We start from the raw sequence: 18,060 nt of genomic DNA, 5'->3' as shown, positions 1-18,060 counted from the left end.
TTCTTTCATGCGTCATTACGTTGCGCGGCTATTGACAAAACGTTTCCTTACAAGCCTAGTTGCAGTAGGATGCGTGACAACCGTGCCGCAACTACGCGCTCAGACTCCCCCTATTCTCTCCGGCACCGTGCGCGATGCTGCCGGACAGCCGCTGGAATATGCCACCGTCACGCTGCATCGCGCTGCCGACTCAGTGGCGGTTAAAACAGAATTCTGTGATGCGCAAGGACGCTTTGCCCTGCCCGCAGCGCCGACGGGGCAGTACCTTATATCGGCGGCGCTGGTGGGGTACACTCGGGTTTGGAGCGTGCCCGTGGCTGCCACGGGTAACTCCCAGACGCTGAGCCCACTGGTGCTGCAGGCCAGTGCCGCCGCTACCCTGCGCGAGGTGAAGGTGGAAGCCCGCCGCCCCTTGTACGAACGCGAGGCCGACCGCACCATTGTGAACGTGGAGGGTAGCACGCTGAGCGCCGGCGCCACCTCGCTGGACGTGCTGGGCCGCGCCCCCGGCGTGACCGTAGACGCCGCCGACAACCTGGCGCTACGCGGTCGGCAGGGCCTGCTGGTACTCATCGACGGCAAACGCGTCCCGATGAACGGCAAGGAGTTGGGTGATTACCTGCGCGCCCTACCCGCCGAGCAGCTCGCCAGCATCGAGCTGCTCACCAACCCGCCCGCCAAATACGACGCCCAGGGCGGCGCCGGCGTCATTGCTATTCACCTGAAAAAGGATCAGCGCTTGGGCACCAATGGTACTGCCAACCTAAGCTACGGGCGCGGGCGCTATGGCAAGTTTACCACCGGCCTTACTCTGAACCACCGTCGCAAAAACCTAAACGCATTTGGCAGTTACACCTACGCCGACCGCCGCAATTTTCTGGATCTGGATTTCTACCGGCAGTATTATGGTAATAATATGCAGCCTGGTAGTAGCGAGCAGTTCAACCACAATACCAGTCACCTGCAGTCGCATAGCTGGAAGACGGGCTTGGACTATACACTCTCTAAACGCACGTTGCTAGGTGTGAGCGTGAGTGGCGTGGTGAGTGAGACGCCCAGCTTCAGCAACAACCAAACGTTCATTACCAATACGGGAGTGGGCGGCGGTTTCGCAAAGGAGCGCTACGCCTCTACCACCGACCAGACGGTACAACGCCCCAACCTGGCTGGCAACCTCAACCTGCGCCACATATTTGCCGACTCCACCAACGCCCCGGAGCTGACCGTCGACCTGGACGTGGCCCGCTACGCTACTGACCGCCTGCTGGCCCTGACAACCGTGTATGAGCTACCCAACGCTCCAGCCAACCTACTGCGCGGCGACCAGCAGAACCACGTCATCATTCAGTCGGCTAAGGCAGACTACAGCCGCCTCCTGCCCCACCGCATCCGCCTGGAAACTGGCGCGAAACTCACCTTTATCAACTCCGATAACGACGCCGTATTTACGAATACAGTGGAGGGACAAACCACCCTGGATACCAACAAGACCAACCGCTTCCGCTACAACGAAAACGTAAATGCGGCTTATTTCAGCCTGCAACGCGCCACGGCCGCTACCACCACCCAACTGGGGTTGCGGGCCGAACAAACGAACACGTTGAGCCGGCAATCGGTGGGCAATGAGCGCTATGAGCGGCACTACTTGCAGCTGTTCCCGAACGTATCGGTGAAGCACACACTCTCGGAGCAGCACGCGCTGGCTCTGTCGCTCAGCCGCCGCCTCGACCGGCCCAGCTACGGGCAGCTCAATCCACTGCGGGTATACTTTGATGCCACCTCCTACCAGTCGGGCAACCCGGCGTTGCGGCCCCAGACCAGCTACAATCTGGAGCTAACGCACACATTTCGGCAGAAATACACCAGTACTTTTGGCTACGCCCGCACCAACAACCTTATCCAAAACGTAGTGCAGCCTGCTCCCGAAGGTGGGCGCACGGTAGTGAATCAGTTTGCTAACCTGGGCACGCTGCACTTCGTCACGCTCACGCTCACGGCACCGGTGGAAGTTACCAAAAACTGGACGATGTACAACAACCTGGTGTTGTTCTACGGCCGCTACCTGGGCAGCCTGGCTGGTACCAACTTAGACAGAGGCCGCCCGGCATTCACCTTCAACACCAACCAGAGCTTTAGCTTCGGACATGGCTGGTCGGCTGATGTTACGGGGCTGTACCAGTCGCGGGAAGTGGCCGCTTTTGAGGTGGTGCGCCGCCGCGGACAAGTAACAGCGGGCATACAGAAGTCGTTGTGGGACAAGCAAGCCACGCTCCGTCTGAACGTGTCGGACATCTTTTACACCACACCCATCCGCTCTACCGCCACCTACGACAATTTCCGGGAGACTTTCTACAACCGCTTCGACAGCCGGATAGCTACTCTGGCCTTCACCTACCGCTTTGGAGGTAGCAAGGTGGAGGCTGCGCGCAAACGCACTGTGGGAGCCGATGAAGAACTACGCCGGACGGGAGGATTGTAACGACGTACGATAGGGCAACAACTACCTGCGCCGCGTTGCGTCTAAGAAGGGAAACTCAACTTGTTTTTTCCCCTCCTGTATGCTTCTCGACACCAAACTGCCCGTCGGCTACATTCTCACGCGCATGTGGCCCGATATTATTCGGGTGCTGGTCATTTCCCTTTCATTTCAACTATTGAAGTATTTTCTGGGCGATTACCTCCCCGAAATTCCTTTGCAGCTGCCTACCATCCTGGGCAGCCTGATTTCGCTGCTGCTGGCCTTCAACCTCAACCAGTCGTACGACCGGTGGTGGGAGGCACGCAAGCTGTGGGGCGCTATCGTAAACGACTCGCGGATGCTAGTGCTACAAATCCTGCACTTTGTGCCTGACGACCTGTTGCGCAGCCCTACCCTTGGCCTGCCCCTGCACGCCTTTGCCTACCGCCAGATGGCGTGGTGCTATAGCCTGGGCCAGTCTCTACGCGGCCAGGACGCTCTGGCGGGCCTCGATAAGTTTCTCTCGGAGCAGGATTTGGCTTACCTGGGTAAGCACAGCAACAAGCCGGTAGGCATTTTGGCGCTACACACGGCGCACACGAAAGAATTGTACCAGCAGGAGGTCATCAACGCCTTCCAGCAAGTGCAGATTGACAACACCATTGTGCGCTACACCGAGGCAATGGGCGGCGCAGAGCGCATCAAAAACACGGTATTCCCGGCTAGTTACCGCCAACTAATCTACCTACTGATCTACTTATTTCTGGTTACGCTATCATTGGGCTTAGTGGAAACAATTGGCCTATGGGAAATACCCGTGCTCATGACCATTGCCGTGGCTTTCCTATTGCTGGAGCGCACCGCCCGTTATCTGCAAGACCCCTTCAATGACAAACCCACCGACACACCCATGACCGCCGTGGCTCGCACAATCGAAATTAATTTGCGGCAGCTGTTGGAAGAGAATGAAGGGGACATTCCGGCACCAATGGTATCGGGGTCATTTTATCTGATGTAAGTTTTCGCTCACAGTTCTTCCACATAAGCAGGCCCCACGGCTACGCGTTGTTACTCTCAATGAGTCATTGCGTAGCTGTGGGGCTTCTTCGTGAAAAATACCATCTATCACGACCGATCTGAATCAACTCTACTGATATAACTAATAACATTTTTATAATATATTCGAATATTTACATATTATACATTCAACTTTATACTACGTGTCAATATGAGGTATCAATAGCACTACGATAATTTTCGTACATAACATTCTCTTCACAATTGACCATATCTCTTGTGGTTGTACTATAGCAATGGCAAAATCGTCTATAGTAAGCAGTATAAGCAGTTTTCAAGTATCCGTAGTCAATATCTACAAGTTAGCATCCCTTCAGCTAGATGAATTTTTTATGAAAAAGTAGTTCTATCATGCAGCATATTTTGGAATTTTGCCTTTAATTAGCTGCATCCATTGAAAGCATGCTAATTGAATATGTAGTAGTAAACAGAGAATTCACCCTCTATTTATAAGGGTGTTTTTCTTCTTAAGCGGCTGATAGTAGCAGGGGCGTATGTAAGATTTCAGGGGCATCAGCGAAATTTCATTGTTCTCGCTAAACGCGCAAGGCCCTGTTCTGCCCTCTATACCTCCTGGTATAAATGCGCTACTATGGCACCTCTTTTCTTAGAAGGTGGCACACTATCGTGTACTGACTGAACCCGCACCATTTTGCGCAGGTGGTGAGTAGGCAACTCGTATGCATTCAATCATAAATCTCCTTGAGATCCAACGCTGCCAGTGGCTGCGAAAGGAGACTCGACTTAAATTCAAATAAAACAGTAAAACTCTTTTTCCCAATCTATTAACCCTAATTTTGCATGAAGAAACCCTTACTTCTCAGCCTCCTTCTGATGCTGGCGCTGCTCACTCAAGCGTGGGCTCAGAACAGAGCGATAACAGGTCGAGTAACGGATCTTACCTCTGGCGAAGGATTGCCAGGAGTAACTGTTCGTCTCAAAGGAACATCCATAGCGGCTCCTACGGATGCCACCGGCAACTACAGCATCAGTGTTCCGGCCGGAGAGGCAACACTAGTCTTTTCTTTCATCGGATATATCAACAAAGAGGTGTCCGTTGGCAATCAATCCGCGCTGAATGTAGCCCTTGCCAGCGATACCCAGAACCTAAATGAAGTGGTGGTAGTGGCCTATGGTACCGCCGATCCTGCCACCTATACCGGCTCTGTCACTCAGATTGGGGCCGAAAAACTCTCGCAGCGTCCGGTTACCAACATCACCAACGCCGTGGCCGGTCAGGCCGCCGGCGTGCAGGTATCGGGCGGCTCCGGTCAGCCCGGCGCTGGCCCCGACATTCGCATTCGTGGCTTCAGCTCGGTGAATTACTCCAACGACCCGCTGTACGTGGTGGACGGCGTGCCCTACACGGCTGGCCTGTCGAACCTGAACCCGGAAGACATCGAGAGCATTTCTATCCTGAAAGATGCCGCCTCCACGGCGCTCTACGGCTCGCGGGCCACCAACGGGGTAGTGATGGTGACCACCAAGCGGGGCAAGAAAGACCAAGTGCAGGTAAACGTGCGGGCGTTGCAGGGTGTGTCGTCGCGGGCGGTACCCGAGTACAGCCGCGTGAGCGCCCAGCAGTACTACCCTCTGATGTGGGAGGCCTACCGCAATAGCCTGGTGAATGCCACCACTACCCGCGAGCAGGCCAACCAGCGCGCCACCAACAACATCAAAAGCTTGCTGGGCTACAATCCTTTCAATGTGCCCGATAACCAGATTGTGGGCACCGATGGCACGCTGAACCCCAACGCGCAGCTGCTGTGGGGCGACGACCTAGACTGGGAAAAAGCCCTGACCCGCAACGGTTCCCGCTCCGACTACACCGCCAGCTTCAACGGCGGCTCCGGTAAAAGCAACTACTACGTGTCGCTGGGCTACCTCAACGACAAGGGCTACCTAATTAAATCGGACTTCGAGCGTTTCTCTGGCCGTATGAACGTCAACTCGGAGCTGACCAAGTGGCTGAAAGCCGGCGTAAACATGAACTATACGCTCAGCAACTCCAACCAGGCCAACACGGGTAGCTCTACGGGCTTCGTAAATCCGTTCTTCTTCAGCCGCGGCATCGGCCCCATCTACCCCGTGTACCAGCATGACCCCGCCACGGGCGCCTACGTGCTGGATGCCCAAGGCAACCGGGTGTATGACCTGGGCGGCTCCTCGCCGACCATGACGCGCCCCGTGTACCCCGGCCGCCACATTGTGGCCGAAACGGAGTACAACAACAACCTCTACCGCCGCAACGTGCTGGGCGGCCGTACCTACGGCGAAATCACCTTCCTGAAAGACTTCAAATTCACGGGTAACTTCGCCATCGACATCACCAACTACGAGGAGCAGACCTACGACAACAGCATTGTGGGCGACGGCGCCCCGGCGGGTAGGGCCGGCCGCCGCCTCTACAACCTGACCAGCTACACGGCCAACCAGCTGCTGAACTACAACAAAACGCTGGCCGGCGTGCACAACGTGGAGGTGCTGCTGGGCCACGAGAACTACAACCGCAGCTTCGATGACCTGAACGGTACCAAATCGGGCGAAATCATTGCCGACAACACGGAGCTTCAGAACTTCGGCACCACCAACAACTTCAACACCTACCACCAGGACCACCGCATTGAATCGTATTTTGGGCGAGCCAACTACACGTTTGATGACCGCTACACCGTGTCGGGTTCGTACCGGCGCGACGGCTCCTCGCGCTTCTACAAAGACGTGCGCTGGGGTAGCTTCTGGTCGGTGGGCGGCTCCTGGCGCCTCGACAAGGAAACGTTGTTCACCATGCCTACCTGGGTGGACATGCTCAAGCTGCGCTCCTCCTACGGGCAGGTAGGCAACGAGAACCTGAGCAACTCAGATGGGACGCTGTACTATGCCTGGCAGGCGCTGTATACGCTGGGCCGCAACAACGCCGCCGAGCCGGGCTTTTCGCAGTCCACTCTGGGCAACCAGGGCCTAGTGTGGGAAAAGAACAACAGCTTCGATGTGGGCGTGGAGTTTTTCCTGTTCCGCAACCGCCTCACGGGTACGGTAGAATACTTCAACCGGACGTCTAAAGACCTGTTGTTTGAGGTGCCGCTGCCGCTATCCAGCGGGGTAGCCAACCGCATCGAAAACATCGGCTCGATGTACAACCGGGGGGTAGAGATTCGCTTGGCCGGCGACATCATCAAGACCAAGGCCTTCACCTGGAACCTGGATGTGAACTGGACCACCTACAAAAACGAAATCACTAACCTGCCCTTCACCGAGCTGGTATCGGGTACCAAGAAGCTGAAGGTAGGCCACAGCCTCCAGGAGTTCTGGCTGCGCGAGTACTATGGCGTAGACCCCGAAAACGGCGACGCCCTGTACCGCGCCAACGCCTACAACGAGACCAACAGCAAGGTTATCGGCACCGATACCGTAACCTCGCTGGCCAACAACGCGCGCTACCACTACGCTGGTTCGGCTATTCCTAAGTTCGCGGGTGGCATCACCAACACCTTCAGCTACCGCGGCTTCACGCTCTCGGCTCTGCTGACCTACTCCGTGGGCGGCAAGTTCTACGACAGCCAATACGCCAACCTCATGAACCACGGCTCCTACGGTGAAGCCATGCACGAGGACATGCTCGGCCGCTGGCAGAATCCCGGCGACATCACCAACGTGCCCCGCTTGCAGGCCGGCAACACGGTGAACCTGCAATCCGGTACTTCCGACCGTTGGCTGATTGATGCCTCCTACCTGAACTTCCGGTCGGTGAGTCTAAGCTATAACCTGCCCGCCCCGCTTATGACCCGGTTGAAACTGCGCAACGTGAACATCTTCGCCACCGGCGAAAACCTGGCCCTCATCACCAAGCGTAAGGGCATGAACGTGGCCCAGACCTTCTCCGGCACCACCTCGGCCGTGTACGTGCCCGCCCGCGTGCTGTCGCTGGGTATGAATCTCTCCTTATAGTATAAGAGTAACAGAACTGCTTTGTCATGAAAAAGACGATATACGGCGTTTTTCTAGCCTCCGCCCTGGTTTTTTCTTCCTGCGATAAGGACTACCTGGAAACCGCGCCTACCGATGCCGTAACGGCCGGAAACGTGCTGGCCAACACCGAAAATGCCATGGCGGCCCTCAACGGCATCCACCGCCTGTTGTACTCCCAGTTCAATAGCCAGCAGAACCAGGGCGGGCAGGGTTCCATGATGATTATGATGGATGCCCTAGGTGAAGACTGGGTGCAGACTCTGGGCACCAGCTGGTGGGCCACGGAGCACAACTGGATTTCGCACCGTAATGCCACCTCGGGCTCGTCCTACAACCACGCCTGGTACTATTTCTACTACCGCATCATTGCCAACGCCAACGTGCTCATCAACGGCCTGGACAATGCCACCGGCCCTGTGGCCGAGAAAAATATGGTCATTGGCGAGGCGCTGGTATACCGGGCGTGGTGCCACTTCCAGCTGGTGCAGGCGTTTGGCCAGCGCTACGAAGCCGGCAAAAGCAACGACCAGCTGGGCGTGCCCCTGATGGTGACGGCCACCACCGAAGGCCAGCCCCGCGCCACCGTGGAAGCGGTGTACAAGCAAATCAACGAGGACCTGGACGAGGGCATCAAGCTGCTGACCGGTGTGGGCGCCCGCCCGGCCAAGTCGCACTTCAACGTGGCCGTGGCCAAAGGCATCAAGGCGCGGGTAGCCCTCACGCAGCAAAACTGGGCCTTGGCCGCTACGTCGGCGCAGGAAGCTATTGCGCAGAGCGGCGCTACCCTCATGAGCCGCACGCAGTACACCAGCGGCTTCAATAGCATCGACAACCCGGAGTGGCTCTGGGGTAGCCAGGTGCAGGCCGATCAGACCAACTACTTCTACTCCTTCTTCGCCTACATGTCGGCCAACTTCAGCTCCACGGCTATCCGGCAAAACCCGAAGAAGATCAACTCAGTGCTGTATGCCAAAATTCGGCCCACTGATATTCGCAAGTCTATGTGGGACTCCACTGGCGCCAGCATTCCGGCCCCGCCCAACGGCGTGAAAGCCAAGTACGGGCAGAAGAAATTTCTGGTAGCCAACACCAGCCTGAGCATCGGCGACGTACCGCACATGCGCCTGGCGGAGCTCTACCTGATTCAGGCCGAAGCCGAGGCCCGGCAGGGCATGTCGGCCGCCGCTGCTACCCACCTGGCCACGCTGCTGACCGCCCGCAACCCGCAGTACGTGAAATCCACCAGCACGGGCCAGGCCCTGGTCGACGAAATCCTCATCCAGCGCCGGATAGAGCTGTGGGGTGAAGGCTTCCGCTTCCTGGACCTGAAGCGCACCAACAGCCCCCTGGACCGCACCGGCGCCAACCACATCCCGCAGTGGGCCTGGGCCATCACGGGCAACAACTTTAAGGTGGCCCCCGGCGCCAAGGAGTGGCAATTCCTCATTCCGCAGGCCGAAATCAACGTAAACAAAGCTATTGTGCAAAACCCATTGTAGCGTGCCCACCATCTTGTTGATAGTAGATTCCAGACAATAGGTCTAGCCCCTTGGCTTGAGAAGAAAAAGGCCGTTGCACTACTCGTGCAACGGCCTTTTTCGTTGTGTGGCTTACTTAGCGCCTACCTTATCATTTAGCGCGGCCCGGTATAACTGCGGATTGTTCTTCGCGTACCCTACAAACCTTCGTATTTCCTTACCCCTGCTGTCGGCTAGGATAACCAGCGGAATAGCGCTAAAGTTGAATTTTTGCTGCACCAACTCAATCTGCTCTTTATCAACAATGAGCTGCGGCCATCCCATCTGCTCCTGCCCTAACGCCTTCTGCCAGCTTTCCGGTTGTTCATCGATGGACACGCTAACCAGATTCACGCCCCGGTCTTTGTATTCGGCATACAGCTCTTTCAGCTGGGGTATCTCCTTCCGGCACGGCCCACACCAGCTAGCCCAAAACACGAGCATATTCACCTTCGCACCGTTGTCCATCATCCCACCCTGCTGCTTGTCAGGCCCTGTGAGGAGCATATTAGGTAAGGGCTTATCCGGATCAACTCTGTTCGCTAAATAGTTTTTGACCTTAGTACCGGCAGCGGATACCTGCACCTCTGGATCGAACAGCGCCAGAATCTCTCGTAGCTCCTGCTCAGAGTACTGTTCTTTCGCGTTATATATTTCTTTTATAAGGTAGTACGAGTAGGGGTTTTTCTTAACTGTATTTGTAAAAAAATTAATTCTAGCTGCCCGTTTTTCTCCTTCGCTATTACCTAACCAACCAAAATCTGCTCTATTCAGACTGTACATAAGGCCAGTTTCCTTACTACCGAATACTCTTATTTTATCACCCTGCAGATCACCCTCTAGTGTTGTGTGCCCTTTTCCTAAGAAAAAGGATGTGTTATAATATTTTAAGCTATCTGCGCCTTTTGTGTAGTTATAAAACGCTAGCATTCTATACCCTAGCCGTTTGTAATATTGCTCCCTGTCTGTGGAGTCAAATGGTATATTGTTGGTATAATGAATAGATACCATACTAGGCGTGAAGGAGGAATCCGGTTTCAGTTTGAAGAGGAAATGTCCATCCTTGCACTCCGCTGAATCAAGCAATATTTCATAGCGATAGGCATCGGCTAAATAGACTTTACCATCCGGCATGTTCTTTAAATTTCCCTCGACTATAATTTCGTCAGCAGGTTTTTTTTTCGCGCAAGCACACAAGCAAGCGAGTAGGCTAATTTTCACGAACGAATTTCTCATGAGTTAATAGGGTAGTAAGTTGATTAGTAGAATACTGAACGCTGAAAATTAACTATACAATATATTATGCAGCATATAATAAAAAGCGCCGCGTCAGCACCAACAGAATCTTACTGTCGGTGCCGACGCGGCGCTACGCGTTAGTGCAAACTTTCCCTACCCTTTCGCTGTGAGGGTGATGTAGGGGATAATACATTCCTCCAGCGAGATGCCGCCGTGCTGGAACGTGTCCTTGTAGTAGTTCACGTAGTAGTTGTAGTTGTTGGGATAGGCGAAGAAGTAGTCGCCCACCGTGAAGACGTAGGCGGTGCTCACGTTTTCGCGGGGTAGGAAGATGCGCTCGGGCTTGCGCACCACGTACACGTCGCGCGAGTCGTCGAAGCCCAGGTTTTTGCCGTGCTTGTAGCGCAGGTTGGTGTTCGTGTTTCGGTCGCCCACAATCTTGTAGGGACGCTTCACGCGGATGGTGCCGTGGTCGGTGGTGATGATGAGCTTGCCCTTCTTCTCAGAAATAGTTTGCAGCATCTCGTACAGCGGCGAGTGCAGGAACCACGAGCGGGTGATGCTGCGGTACGCCGACTCATCGGCGGCCAGCTCCCGAATCATGGCCATGTCGGTGCGGGCGTGGGAAAGCATGTCCACGAAGTTGTAGACGATGACGTTGAGCTTGTAGTTGTTGTGCAGGTTACTCATTTTGCTCAGCAAGTCTTTACCTGCCTGCAAGTTGGTTACCTTGTTATAGCTGTGCTTGTGCTTCTGGTTGGCGCGCTGGAAGTTGATTTCCATGAACTCCGCCTCGTGCAGGTTCTTGCCCTCGTCGTCGTCGTCGTTCACCCACAGGTTGGGGTATTTCTTCTGAATCTCGCCCGGCATCATGCCCGAGAAGATGGCGTTGCGGGCGTAGGCCGTGGTAGTGGGTAGGATGGAGTAATACATCTCCTCCGAATCCACGGTGAACAACTCGGCAATGATGGGCTCCAGGATCTTCCACTGGTCGTAGCGCAGGTTGTCGATGAGCACGAAGTACACGGGCGTGTCGCCGGTTTCCTTGAGCAGCGGAAACACGCGCTCCTTAAACAACTGGTGCGACATGAGCGGGGCGTCCGCATCGTCGCCGTTCACCCAGTCCTCGTAATTTTCCGTGATAAAGCGCCCGAAATAGGTATTGGCCTCGTCCTTCTGCATGTTGAACACGTCGGCCATGCTCTTGCCTTCGGTTTCGTCGATTTCCAACTCCCAGTAGGCCAGCTTCTTGTACACATCGGCCCACTCGGCAGGCGAGAGCCGGTCGCCGAGCTGCATGCCCAGCTGGCGGAAGTCGCGCTGGTAGCTGCTGTTCGTTTTCTCCGACACTAGGCGCTTGTTGTCCAGCACCTTCTTCACCGATAGCAGAATCTGGTTGGGGTTCACGGGCTTGATGAGGTAGTCAGCAATTTTGCTGCCGATGGCCTCCTCCATAATATGCTCCTCCTCGCTCTTGGTAATCATCACCACCGGTACCGTGGGCTTCACGGCTTTGATTTCGGTGAGGGTTTCGAGGCCGGTGAGGCCGGGCATATTCTCGTCCAGAAACACCAGATCGTAGGTTTTTTCCTGAATTTCCTCAATGGCATCGGCCCCGGAATTTACACCGGTCACGTCGTAGCCTTTTTCTTTGAGAAAGAGAATGTGGGGTTTGAGCAAGTCGATTTCGTCGTCGGCCCAGAGGATGGAGTATTGCATAAGGGGTCTTGGGGTCTTGGGGTCTTGGGGTCTTGGTTTTCAGGATAACCCCAATCCTTCTGAACAATGAATGCAGCGTAAAGCCAGTAGCTTTACCACAAAACGGGCGAATAGGATACAATCTTGCCCAGGTAATATCTATAACTACTTATTTACACGCTTTATGTTTGACTTCCATAAGCTGCGCATCTGGCAGGAAGGACAGGAATTAACGTTATCTGTTTATCGAATCACGCGCAATTTCCCTAAAGAAGAGCTATTCGGTCTAACCAGTCAGATGCGACGGTCGGCGGCCTCCGTACCACATAATATTGCAGAAGGCTGTGGACGGCAATCGTCTCCTGATCTGTTACGGTTCCTTGCAATTGCTATGGGTTCGGCCAGCGAGCTAGCTTCGCAACTACTTTTAGCACAAGGATTAGAATATCTACCTTCTGCAACCGCCGAGCAATTGCTAGCTGATGTGGAGCGACTCCGCCGAATGCTCACAGCGTATTATCAAAAAGTAAAAGCCAATCTACCCGATAATCGGGCCGTATAAGTCCGATTCACTGTAAAGCCAACCTTTCCTCCGGGCGCTTCGGTCCACCGGTCTACTATCCAAGACCCCAAGACCCCGAGACCCTAAGACCCCAAAAATGAACAAAAAGAAAATCTTCAACGACCCCGTATATGGCTTCGTGACTATCCCCACGGAGCTGCTGTTTGATCTGATTGAGCACCCGTATTTTCAGCGGCTGCGGCGGATTCAGCAGCTCGGGCTCACCAGCTTCGTGTATCCGGGGGCGCTGCACACGCGCTTTCACCACGCGCTGGGTGCTATGCACCTGATGTCGCTAGCACTGCGCTCGTTGAAGGATAAAGGGGTGAAGATTTCAGCCAAGGAAGGCGAGGCGGCCATGATTGCCATCCTGCTGCACGACATCGGCCACGGCCCGCTCTCGCACGCGCTGGAGCACAGCATTTTCGACGGCGTGCCGCACGAGCAGCTTTCCTTGTATCTGATGCAACGGCTGAATACGGAGTTCGACGGCCGGCTCGACCTGGCTATCCAGATTTTCCAGGGTTCCTACTCCCGGCCGTTCTTTCACCAGCTCGTGAGCAGCCAGCTGGATATGGACCGCCTCGACTACCTCAACCGCGACTCCTTCTACACCGGCGTGCAGGAGGGTAGGCCCGGCGCCGACCGCCTCATCAAAATGCTGACGGTAGTGGACGAAAAGCTGGTGCTGGAAGAAAAAGCCGTGTACAGCATCGAGAACTTTCTGGTGAGCCGCCGCCTAATGTACTGGCAAGTGTACCTGCACAAAACCGTGACATCGGCCGAGCAAATGGTGATTCGCATTGTACAGCGCGCCCGCGACCTGGCCCGCGCCGGGCAGGAGGTAGGGGCGTCGTCGTGCCTACACTACTTTCTGAGCCGACCGGTAAGCATCCGCGAGTTTGAGGCCGACGACAGCATCCTGCAACGCTTCGTGCAGCTCGACGACTACGACATTTGGGGGGCCGTGAAGCAGTGGGCCACCCACCCCGACAAGGTGCTCAGCTACATGGCCGGCAGCATTCTCAACCGCCACCTGTTCAAAATAACGTTGCAGTCCGATGCGTTTGAAGATGACTTCAAGCTGGGCGTAACCGAACTGATTGCCGAGCGTTTCCAGCTGCCGCCCGACGAAGCCGCCCTGCTAATGCTACACGGCCGCATCAGCAACAACGCCTACGATGCCGTGGGCGACACCATCGACGTGCTCACCAAGCGCGGGCGCGTGGTAAACGTAGCGGTGGCCTCGGACCTGCCCAACATTCGCGCCCTCAGCCAGCGGGTAGAAAAGCACTATCTCTGCTACCCCAAGGAAATTATGTAACTGTGTTAATGAGTTGATATGCTGATGAGTTGATTGCTGATCGGCTGATGATGTTTCCGTTTTTATCAGCACATCCACAATCAACTTATCGGCACATCGGCACATCAACAATCAATCCCTACTTTTGCCGGATGGAATTTACGGTAAGCCAGATTGCGGAAGTGCTGCACGGCACAACGGAAGGAGACGCCACCCGGAGCATAGACCGGCTGGCGAAGATTGAAGAAGCGCAGCCAGGGGCTCTCTCTTTTCTGGCTAATCTCAAGTACGAGTCGCACCTGTATACCACGGGCGCTTCGGCCGTGATTGTGAGCCGCGACCTGGTGTTGCGCCAGCCCGTAACGGCCGCCCTTATCCGCGTCGACGACCCGTATTCCAGCTTCACTACCCTGCTGGAGTTTTACCAGCAGGCCACCCGCACCGGCCGCCGGGGCGTAGAGGAGCCGGCCTTTCTGGGCGCCGGCTCGGAGGTAGGCGACGGCCACTACCGCGGTGCCTTTTCCTACATCGGCGAGGGCTGTACTATTGGGCGCGACGTGCTGATTTTCCCGCACGCCTACATCGGCGACCGGTGCCGCATCGGCGACGGCACCATCGTCTACGCCGGCGCCAAGCTCTACCCCGATACGGTGGTAGGGGCGCGCTGCGTGATTCACGCCGGCGCGGTGCTGGGCTCCGACGGCTTCGGCTTCGCCCCTCAGCCCGACGGCTCCTACCGCCCCATTCCACAGATTGGCAACGTAGTGCTGGAAGACAACGTGAGCATCGGGGCCAATACCACGATTGACTGCGCCACGATGGGTTCAACGGTCATTCGGGAGGGTGCCAAAATCGACAATCTGGTGCAGCTGGCGCACAACGTAGAGGTGGGCCGACACACGGTTATTGCGTCGCAAACGGGCGTGTCGGGCTCCACCAAAATCGGGGATTTCTGCGTGCTGGCCGGGCAAACGGGCATTGCCGGGCACCTCACGTTGGCCAACCATACCACCGTCACGGCCCAGTCGGGGGTAGGCAAGTCTATCAAGGAAGAAGGGGTGTTTTTGCAGGGCGCACCGGCCTTCAGTTTGCGTGACAGTCTGCGCGCTCAAGCCGTTTTCCGGCACCTGCCCGACCTGGAGCGCCGCCTGAGTGCGTTAGAACGCGCCAATTCAAAGCCGGAAAAGTCATAGCTTTGCGGCCGAGTTGAGCTGTTAGCTATTAGCTGTTGCCGTTAGCGCCGTTCAACTTCTCTGCTCCCGGCTTCTTTACCCATAAGCTAACAGCTAATAGCCAATAGCTAACAGCTACTCAATGAACGACAAGCAACACACCATTAAGGCCCCGGTAACCGTGAGCGGCATTGGCCTGCACACGGGCGTGGTGGCCACCATGACCTTCTGCCCGGCGCCCGTCAACCACGGCTACAAGTTTCAGCGGATTGATTTGCCCGGTCAGCCCCTGGTAGATGCCGACGTAGACAACGTAGTGGACCTTTCCCGCGGCACCACCATCGAGCAGAACGGTGCCCGCGTGAACACCGTGGAGCATACGCTGGCCGCGCTGGTAGGCCTGCAAATTGACAACGTGCTCATCCAGCTCAGCGGCCCCGAGCCGCCCATTATGGATGGCTCATCGTACGAGTTCATCAAGCCGTTGCAGGAGGTAGGGCTGGAAGAGCAGAACGCCCTGCGCAACTACTTCGAGATTCCCGACGAAATCCGCTACCAGGACAACCCCCGCGGCGTGGAAATTGCCGCCCTACCCCTCGACAACTACCGCCTCACGGTGATGGTGGACTACAACTCGCCGGTACTGGGCTCGCAACACGCCTCGCTCACGGAGATGTCGCAGTTTGCCACCGAAATTGCGTCGTCGCGCACGTTTTGCTTTCTGCACGAGCTGGAGGCGCTCTACAAGCAAAACCTCATCAAAGGCGGCGACCTGAGCAATGCCATTGTGGTGGTAGACCGCGTGGTGAGCGAGGATGAGCTGAGCGAGCTGGCCGAGATGCTGGGCAAGCCCAAAGTGGCCGTGAAGAAGGAAGGCATCCTCAACAACGTGGACCTGCGCCACAAAAACGAGCCCGCCCGCCACAAGCTCCTCGACCTCATCGGCGACCTGGCCCTGGTAGGCCGCCCGCTGAAAGGGCAGATCCTGGCCGCCCGGCCCGGCCACGCCGCGAACGTGGCGTTTGCCAAGCGCATCAAGAAGAAGATGATGGAGGTGGACTCCTCCCCGGTGCCGCACTACGACCCCGCTCGCGTGCCGGTGATGGACATCAACCAGATTGCCGCTACCCTCCCTCACCGCTACCCCTTCCTGCTCATCGACAAAATCATTCACCTGGATGCCACCACGGTAACCGGCGTGAAAAACGTGACGATGAACGAGCCGTTTTTCCCCGGCCACTTCCCCGGCAACCCCGTGATGCCCGGCGTATTGCAGATTGAAGCTATGGCCCAAACCGGTGGTATTCTGGTACTTAACACTGTACCCGACCCCGAAAACTACTGGACTTACTTCCTCGGCATCGACACCTGCCGCTTCCGCCGCATGGTGAAGCCCGGCGACACCATTATCTTCAAGTGCCAGTTGCTGGCCCCCATCAAACGGGGTATTGCCAAGATGAGCGGCAAGGCTTTTGTGAACGGGAAAGTGGTGATGGAAGCCGAAATGAGCGCCAGCATCGTGAAAAAGAATTAAAAATTAAGAATTAAAAAATGGTCCTACAGCGCTGTGCTGTTCATGCCATGTATGTCAATTCTTAATTCCTAATTCTTAATCTTTAATTGAAAGAAAGCATGAACCAGCCGTTTGCCTATATCCACCCCGAAGCCAAAATTGCCCATAATGTAGTGGTAGAGCCATTCTCCACTATTTATCAGGACGTTGAAATCGGGGAGGGTACCTGGATTGGTCCGAACGTGACCATTATGCCTGGTGCCCGGATTGGCAAGAACTGTAAGATTTTCCCCGGCGCCGTCATTTCCGCTGTACCGCAGGACCTGAAATTTGCGGGCGAAAAAACCACGGCCCACATCGGCGACAACACCGTGATTCGGGAGTGCGTGACGGTAAACCGTGGCACCGTAGACCGGCAGCGTACCGTGGTGGGTAGCAACTGCCTGCTGATGGCTTATGTGCACGTAGCCCACGATTGCGTGATTGGCGACAACTGCATTCTAGCTAACTCGGTGCAAGTGGCCGGCCACGTCGAAATAGGTGATTATGCCATTGTGGGCGGCTCCTCGGCGGTACACCAGTTTGTGAAGGTAGGTCCCCACGCCATGATTTCGGGTGGTTCGCTGATTCGCAAAGATGTGCCGCCCTTTGTGAAAGCAGGCCGTGAGCCACTTTCGTACTCCGGCATCAATAGTATTGGGCTGCGCCGCCGGGGCTTCTCCGATCAGAAAATTTCCGAGATTCAGCAGCTCTACCGCTTGTTGTTCCTGGGCGGGCTGAACAACAACGAGGCACTGGATAAGATTGAGTTGGAGCTTGCCCCCTCTCCCGAGCGCGACGAGGTAGTAAACTTTGTACGGCAATCAGGTCGAGGCGTGATTAAGGGCTATACCCGCCACAACAGCAGTGCAGATTGAGGCAACGGGCCTGAGCAAGCGCTACCTGCGCGAGTGGATTTTCCGGGATCTGACCTATACATTTCAGCCGGGGTCGGCCACGGCTATTCTGGGACCGAACGGTTCGGGCAAGAGCACGCTGCTCAATACATTGTCGGGGCAACTCCTACCCAGCCAGGGTACGCTGACCTATACCTGGCAGGGCCAGGCGGTAGGGGTAGACGATGTACCGCGCCTACTGGCGTACTGCGCGCCCTACCTGGAAGTGGTAGAGGAGCTGACGCTGACGGAATTATTGCACTTTCATACCCGCTTCAAACCCTTGCGGCCCGGCCTCACGCCCAAAGCGCTAATTGAGCTGATGTACTTGGAAAACTCGCGCCACAAGTTGGTGCGCGACTTTTCCTCCGGCATGAAGCAGCGCCTGAAGCTGGCCCTGGCCCTTTACGCCGATGCCCCCCTGCTCCTACTCGACGAGCCCACCACCAACCTCGACCGGGCGGGCGTGGCTTGGTACCTGGAGCACGCCCGCGCTACCCTCGCCGGGCGCACGGTAGTGGTCAGCTCCAACATCCCGGAGGAGTACGAATTCTGCACAGAGCACCTCAGTATCATTGACTTCGGGGCGCGGGCTGCACGCTGATATATCCTTGGCA

The 18,060-nt window shown here is 56.1% G+C and carries 12 protein-coding genes; 10 read left to right on the top strand and 2 right to left on the bottom strand.

Going from position 1 to position 18,060, the window contains the following annotated elements; genetic code table 11:
• Positions 1 to 82 precede the first annotated feature (82 nt).
• The 4 genes from H8B15_RS01535 to H8B15_RS01520 all read left to right on the top strand — a co-directional run bounded on the left by H8B15_RS01535 (position 83) and on the right by H8B15_RS01520 (position 9,003).
• Complete coding sequence (locus H8B15_RS01535; protein ID WP_343069121.1) at positions 83 to 2,479, top strand: TonB-dependent receptor domain-containing protein; 2,397 nt, start codon at positions 83 to 85, stop codon at positions 2,477 to 2,479.
• 79 nt (positions 2,480 to 2,558) lie between these two features.
• Positions 2,559 to 3,476: a bestrophin family protein gene (locus H8B15_RS01530; protein ID WP_187317888.1), complete on the top strand. Its 918-nt coding sequence runs from the start codon at positions 2,559 to 2,561 to the stop codon at positions 3,474 to 3,476.
• A gap of 860 nt (positions 3,477 to 4,336) precedes the next feature.
• Positions 4,337 to 7,483, top strand: coding sequence for a SusC/RagA family TonB-linked outer membrane protein (locus tag H8B15_RS01525; protein WP_187317887.1), 3,147 nt, complete (start codon positions 4,337 to 4,339; stop codon positions 7,481 to 7,483).
• Positions 7,484 to 7,509: 26 nt separating this feature from the next.
• On the top strand, positions 7,510 to 9,003 hold the full coding sequence (locus H8B15_RS01520; RefSeq protein ID WP_187317886.1) for a RagB/SusD family nutrient uptake outer membrane protein: 1,494 nt from the start codon (positions 7,510 to 7,512) through the stop codon (positions 9,001 to 9,003).
• Between the two features lie 111 nt (positions 9,004 to 9,114).
• Here the strand turns inward: H8B15_RS01520 and H8B15_RS01515 are convergent, their stop codons facing one another.
• Both H8B15_RS01515 and porX read right to left on the bottom strand, forming a co-directional pair.
• Positions 9,115 to 10,257: a TlpA disulfide reductase family protein gene (locus H8B15_RS01515; protein WP_187317885.1), complete on the bottom strand. Its 1,143-nt coding sequence runs from the start codon at positions 10,255 to 10,257 to the stop codon at positions 9,115 to 9,117.
• A 156-nt stretch (positions 10,258 to 10,413) separates the two neighbouring features.
• On the bottom strand, positions 10,414 to 11,979 hold the full coding sequence (gene porX / locus H8B15_RS01510; RefSeq protein WP_187317884.1) for a T9SS response regulator signal transducer PorX: 1,566 nt from the start codon (positions 11,977 to 11,979) through the stop codon (positions 10,414 to 10,416).
• A gap of 163 nt (positions 11,980 to 12,142) precedes the next feature.
• Between porX and H8B15_RS01505 the strand changes: the two genes are divergently transcribed.
• From H8B15_RS01505 to H8B15_RS01480, 6 genes are all read left to right on the top strand, one after another.
• A complete protein-coding gene (locus H8B15_RS01505) occupies positions 12,143 to 12,520 on the top strand; it encodes a four helix bundle protein (RefSeq protein ID WP_187317883.1) in 378 nt (125 codons plus the stop codon).
• Between the two features lie 97 nt (positions 12,521 to 12,617).
• Complete coding sequence (locus H8B15_RS01500) at positions 12,618 to 13,844, top strand: HD domain-containing protein (RefSeq protein ID WP_187317882.1); 1,227 nt, start codon at positions 12,618 to 12,620, stop codon at positions 13,842 to 13,844.
• A gap of 131 nt (positions 13,845 to 13,975) precedes the next feature.
• A complete protein-coding gene (lpxD, locus tag H8B15_RS01495; RefSeq protein ID WP_187317881.1) occupies positions 13,976 to 15,016 on the top strand; it encodes a UDP-3-O-(3-hydroxymyristoyl)glucosamine N-acyltransferase in 1,041 nt (346 codons plus the stop codon).
• Positions 15,017 to 15,137: 121 nt separating this feature from the next.
• Positions 15,138 to 16,529, top strand: a complete 1,392-nt coding sequence (locus H8B15_RS01490) for a bifunctional UDP-3-O-[3-hydroxymyristoyl] N-acetylglucosamine deacetylase/3-hydroxyacyl-ACP dehydratase (protein ID WP_187317880.1) — start codon at positions 15,138 to 15,140, stop codon at positions 16,527 to 16,529.
• Positions 16,530 to 16,627: 98 nt separating this feature from the next.
• A complete protein-coding gene (gene lpxA / locus H8B15_RS01485) occupies positions 16,628 to 17,425 on the top strand; it encodes an acyl-ACP--UDP-N-acetylglucosamine O-acyltransferase (RefSeq protein WP_187317879.1) in 798 nt (265 codons plus the stop codon).
• A complete protein-coding gene (locus H8B15_RS01480) occupies positions 17,415 to 18,047 on the top strand; it encodes an ATP-binding cassette domain-containing protein (protein ID WP_187317878.1) in 633 nt (210 codons plus the stop codon). The genes lpxA and H8B15_RS01480 overlap by 11 nt, the downstream gene beginning before the upstream one ends.
• Positions 18,048 to 18,060: the final 13 nt, after the last annotated feature.

Source organism: Hymenobacter citatus, assembly GCF_014333615.1.
GTDB lineage: Bacteria > Bacteroidota > Bacteroidia > Cytophagales > Hymenobacteraceae > Hymenobacter > Hymenobacter citatus.
This window is presented reverse-complemented; position numbering and strand designations above follow the sequence as displayed.

Coding starts and splice junctions, on each gene's coding strand:
- H8B15_RS01530 (WP_187317888.1), top strand. CDS start 2,559: ATGCTTCTCGACACCAAACTGCCCGTCGGCTACATTCTCACGCGCATG.
- H8B15_RS01525 (WP_187317887.1), top strand. CDS start 4,337: ATGAAGAAACCCTTACTTCTCAGCCTCCTTCTGATGCTGGCGCTGCTC.
- H8B15_RS01520 (WP_187317886.1), top strand. CDS start 7,510: ATGAAAAAGACGATATACGGCGTTTTTCTAGCCTCCGCCCTGGTTTTT.
- H8B15_RS01515 (WP_187317885.1), bottom strand. CDS start 10,257: ATGAGAAATTCGTTCGTGAAAATTAGCCTACTCGCTTGCTTGTGTGCT.
- porX (WP_187317884.1), bottom strand. CDS start 11,979: ATGCAATACTCCATCCTCTGGGCCGACGACGAAATCGACTTGCTCAAA.
- H8B15_RS01505 (WP_187317883.1), top strand. CDS start 12,143: ATGTTTGACTTCCATAAGCTGCGCATCTGGCAGGAAGGACAGGAATTA.
- H8B15_RS01500 (WP_187317882.1), top strand. CDS start 12,618: ATGAACAAAAAGAAAATCTTCAACGACCCCGTATATGGCTTCGTGACT.
- lpxD (WP_187317881.1), top strand. CDS start 13,976: ATGGAATTTACGGTAAGCCAGATTGCGGAAGTGCTGCACGGCACAACG.
- H8B15_RS01490 (WP_187317880.1), top strand. CDS start 15,138: ATGAACGACAAGCAACACACCATTAAGGCCCCGGTAACCGTGAGCGGC.
- lpxA (WP_187317879.1), top strand. CDS start 16,628: ATGAACCAGCCGTTTGCCTATATCCACCCCGAAGCCAAAATTGCCCAT.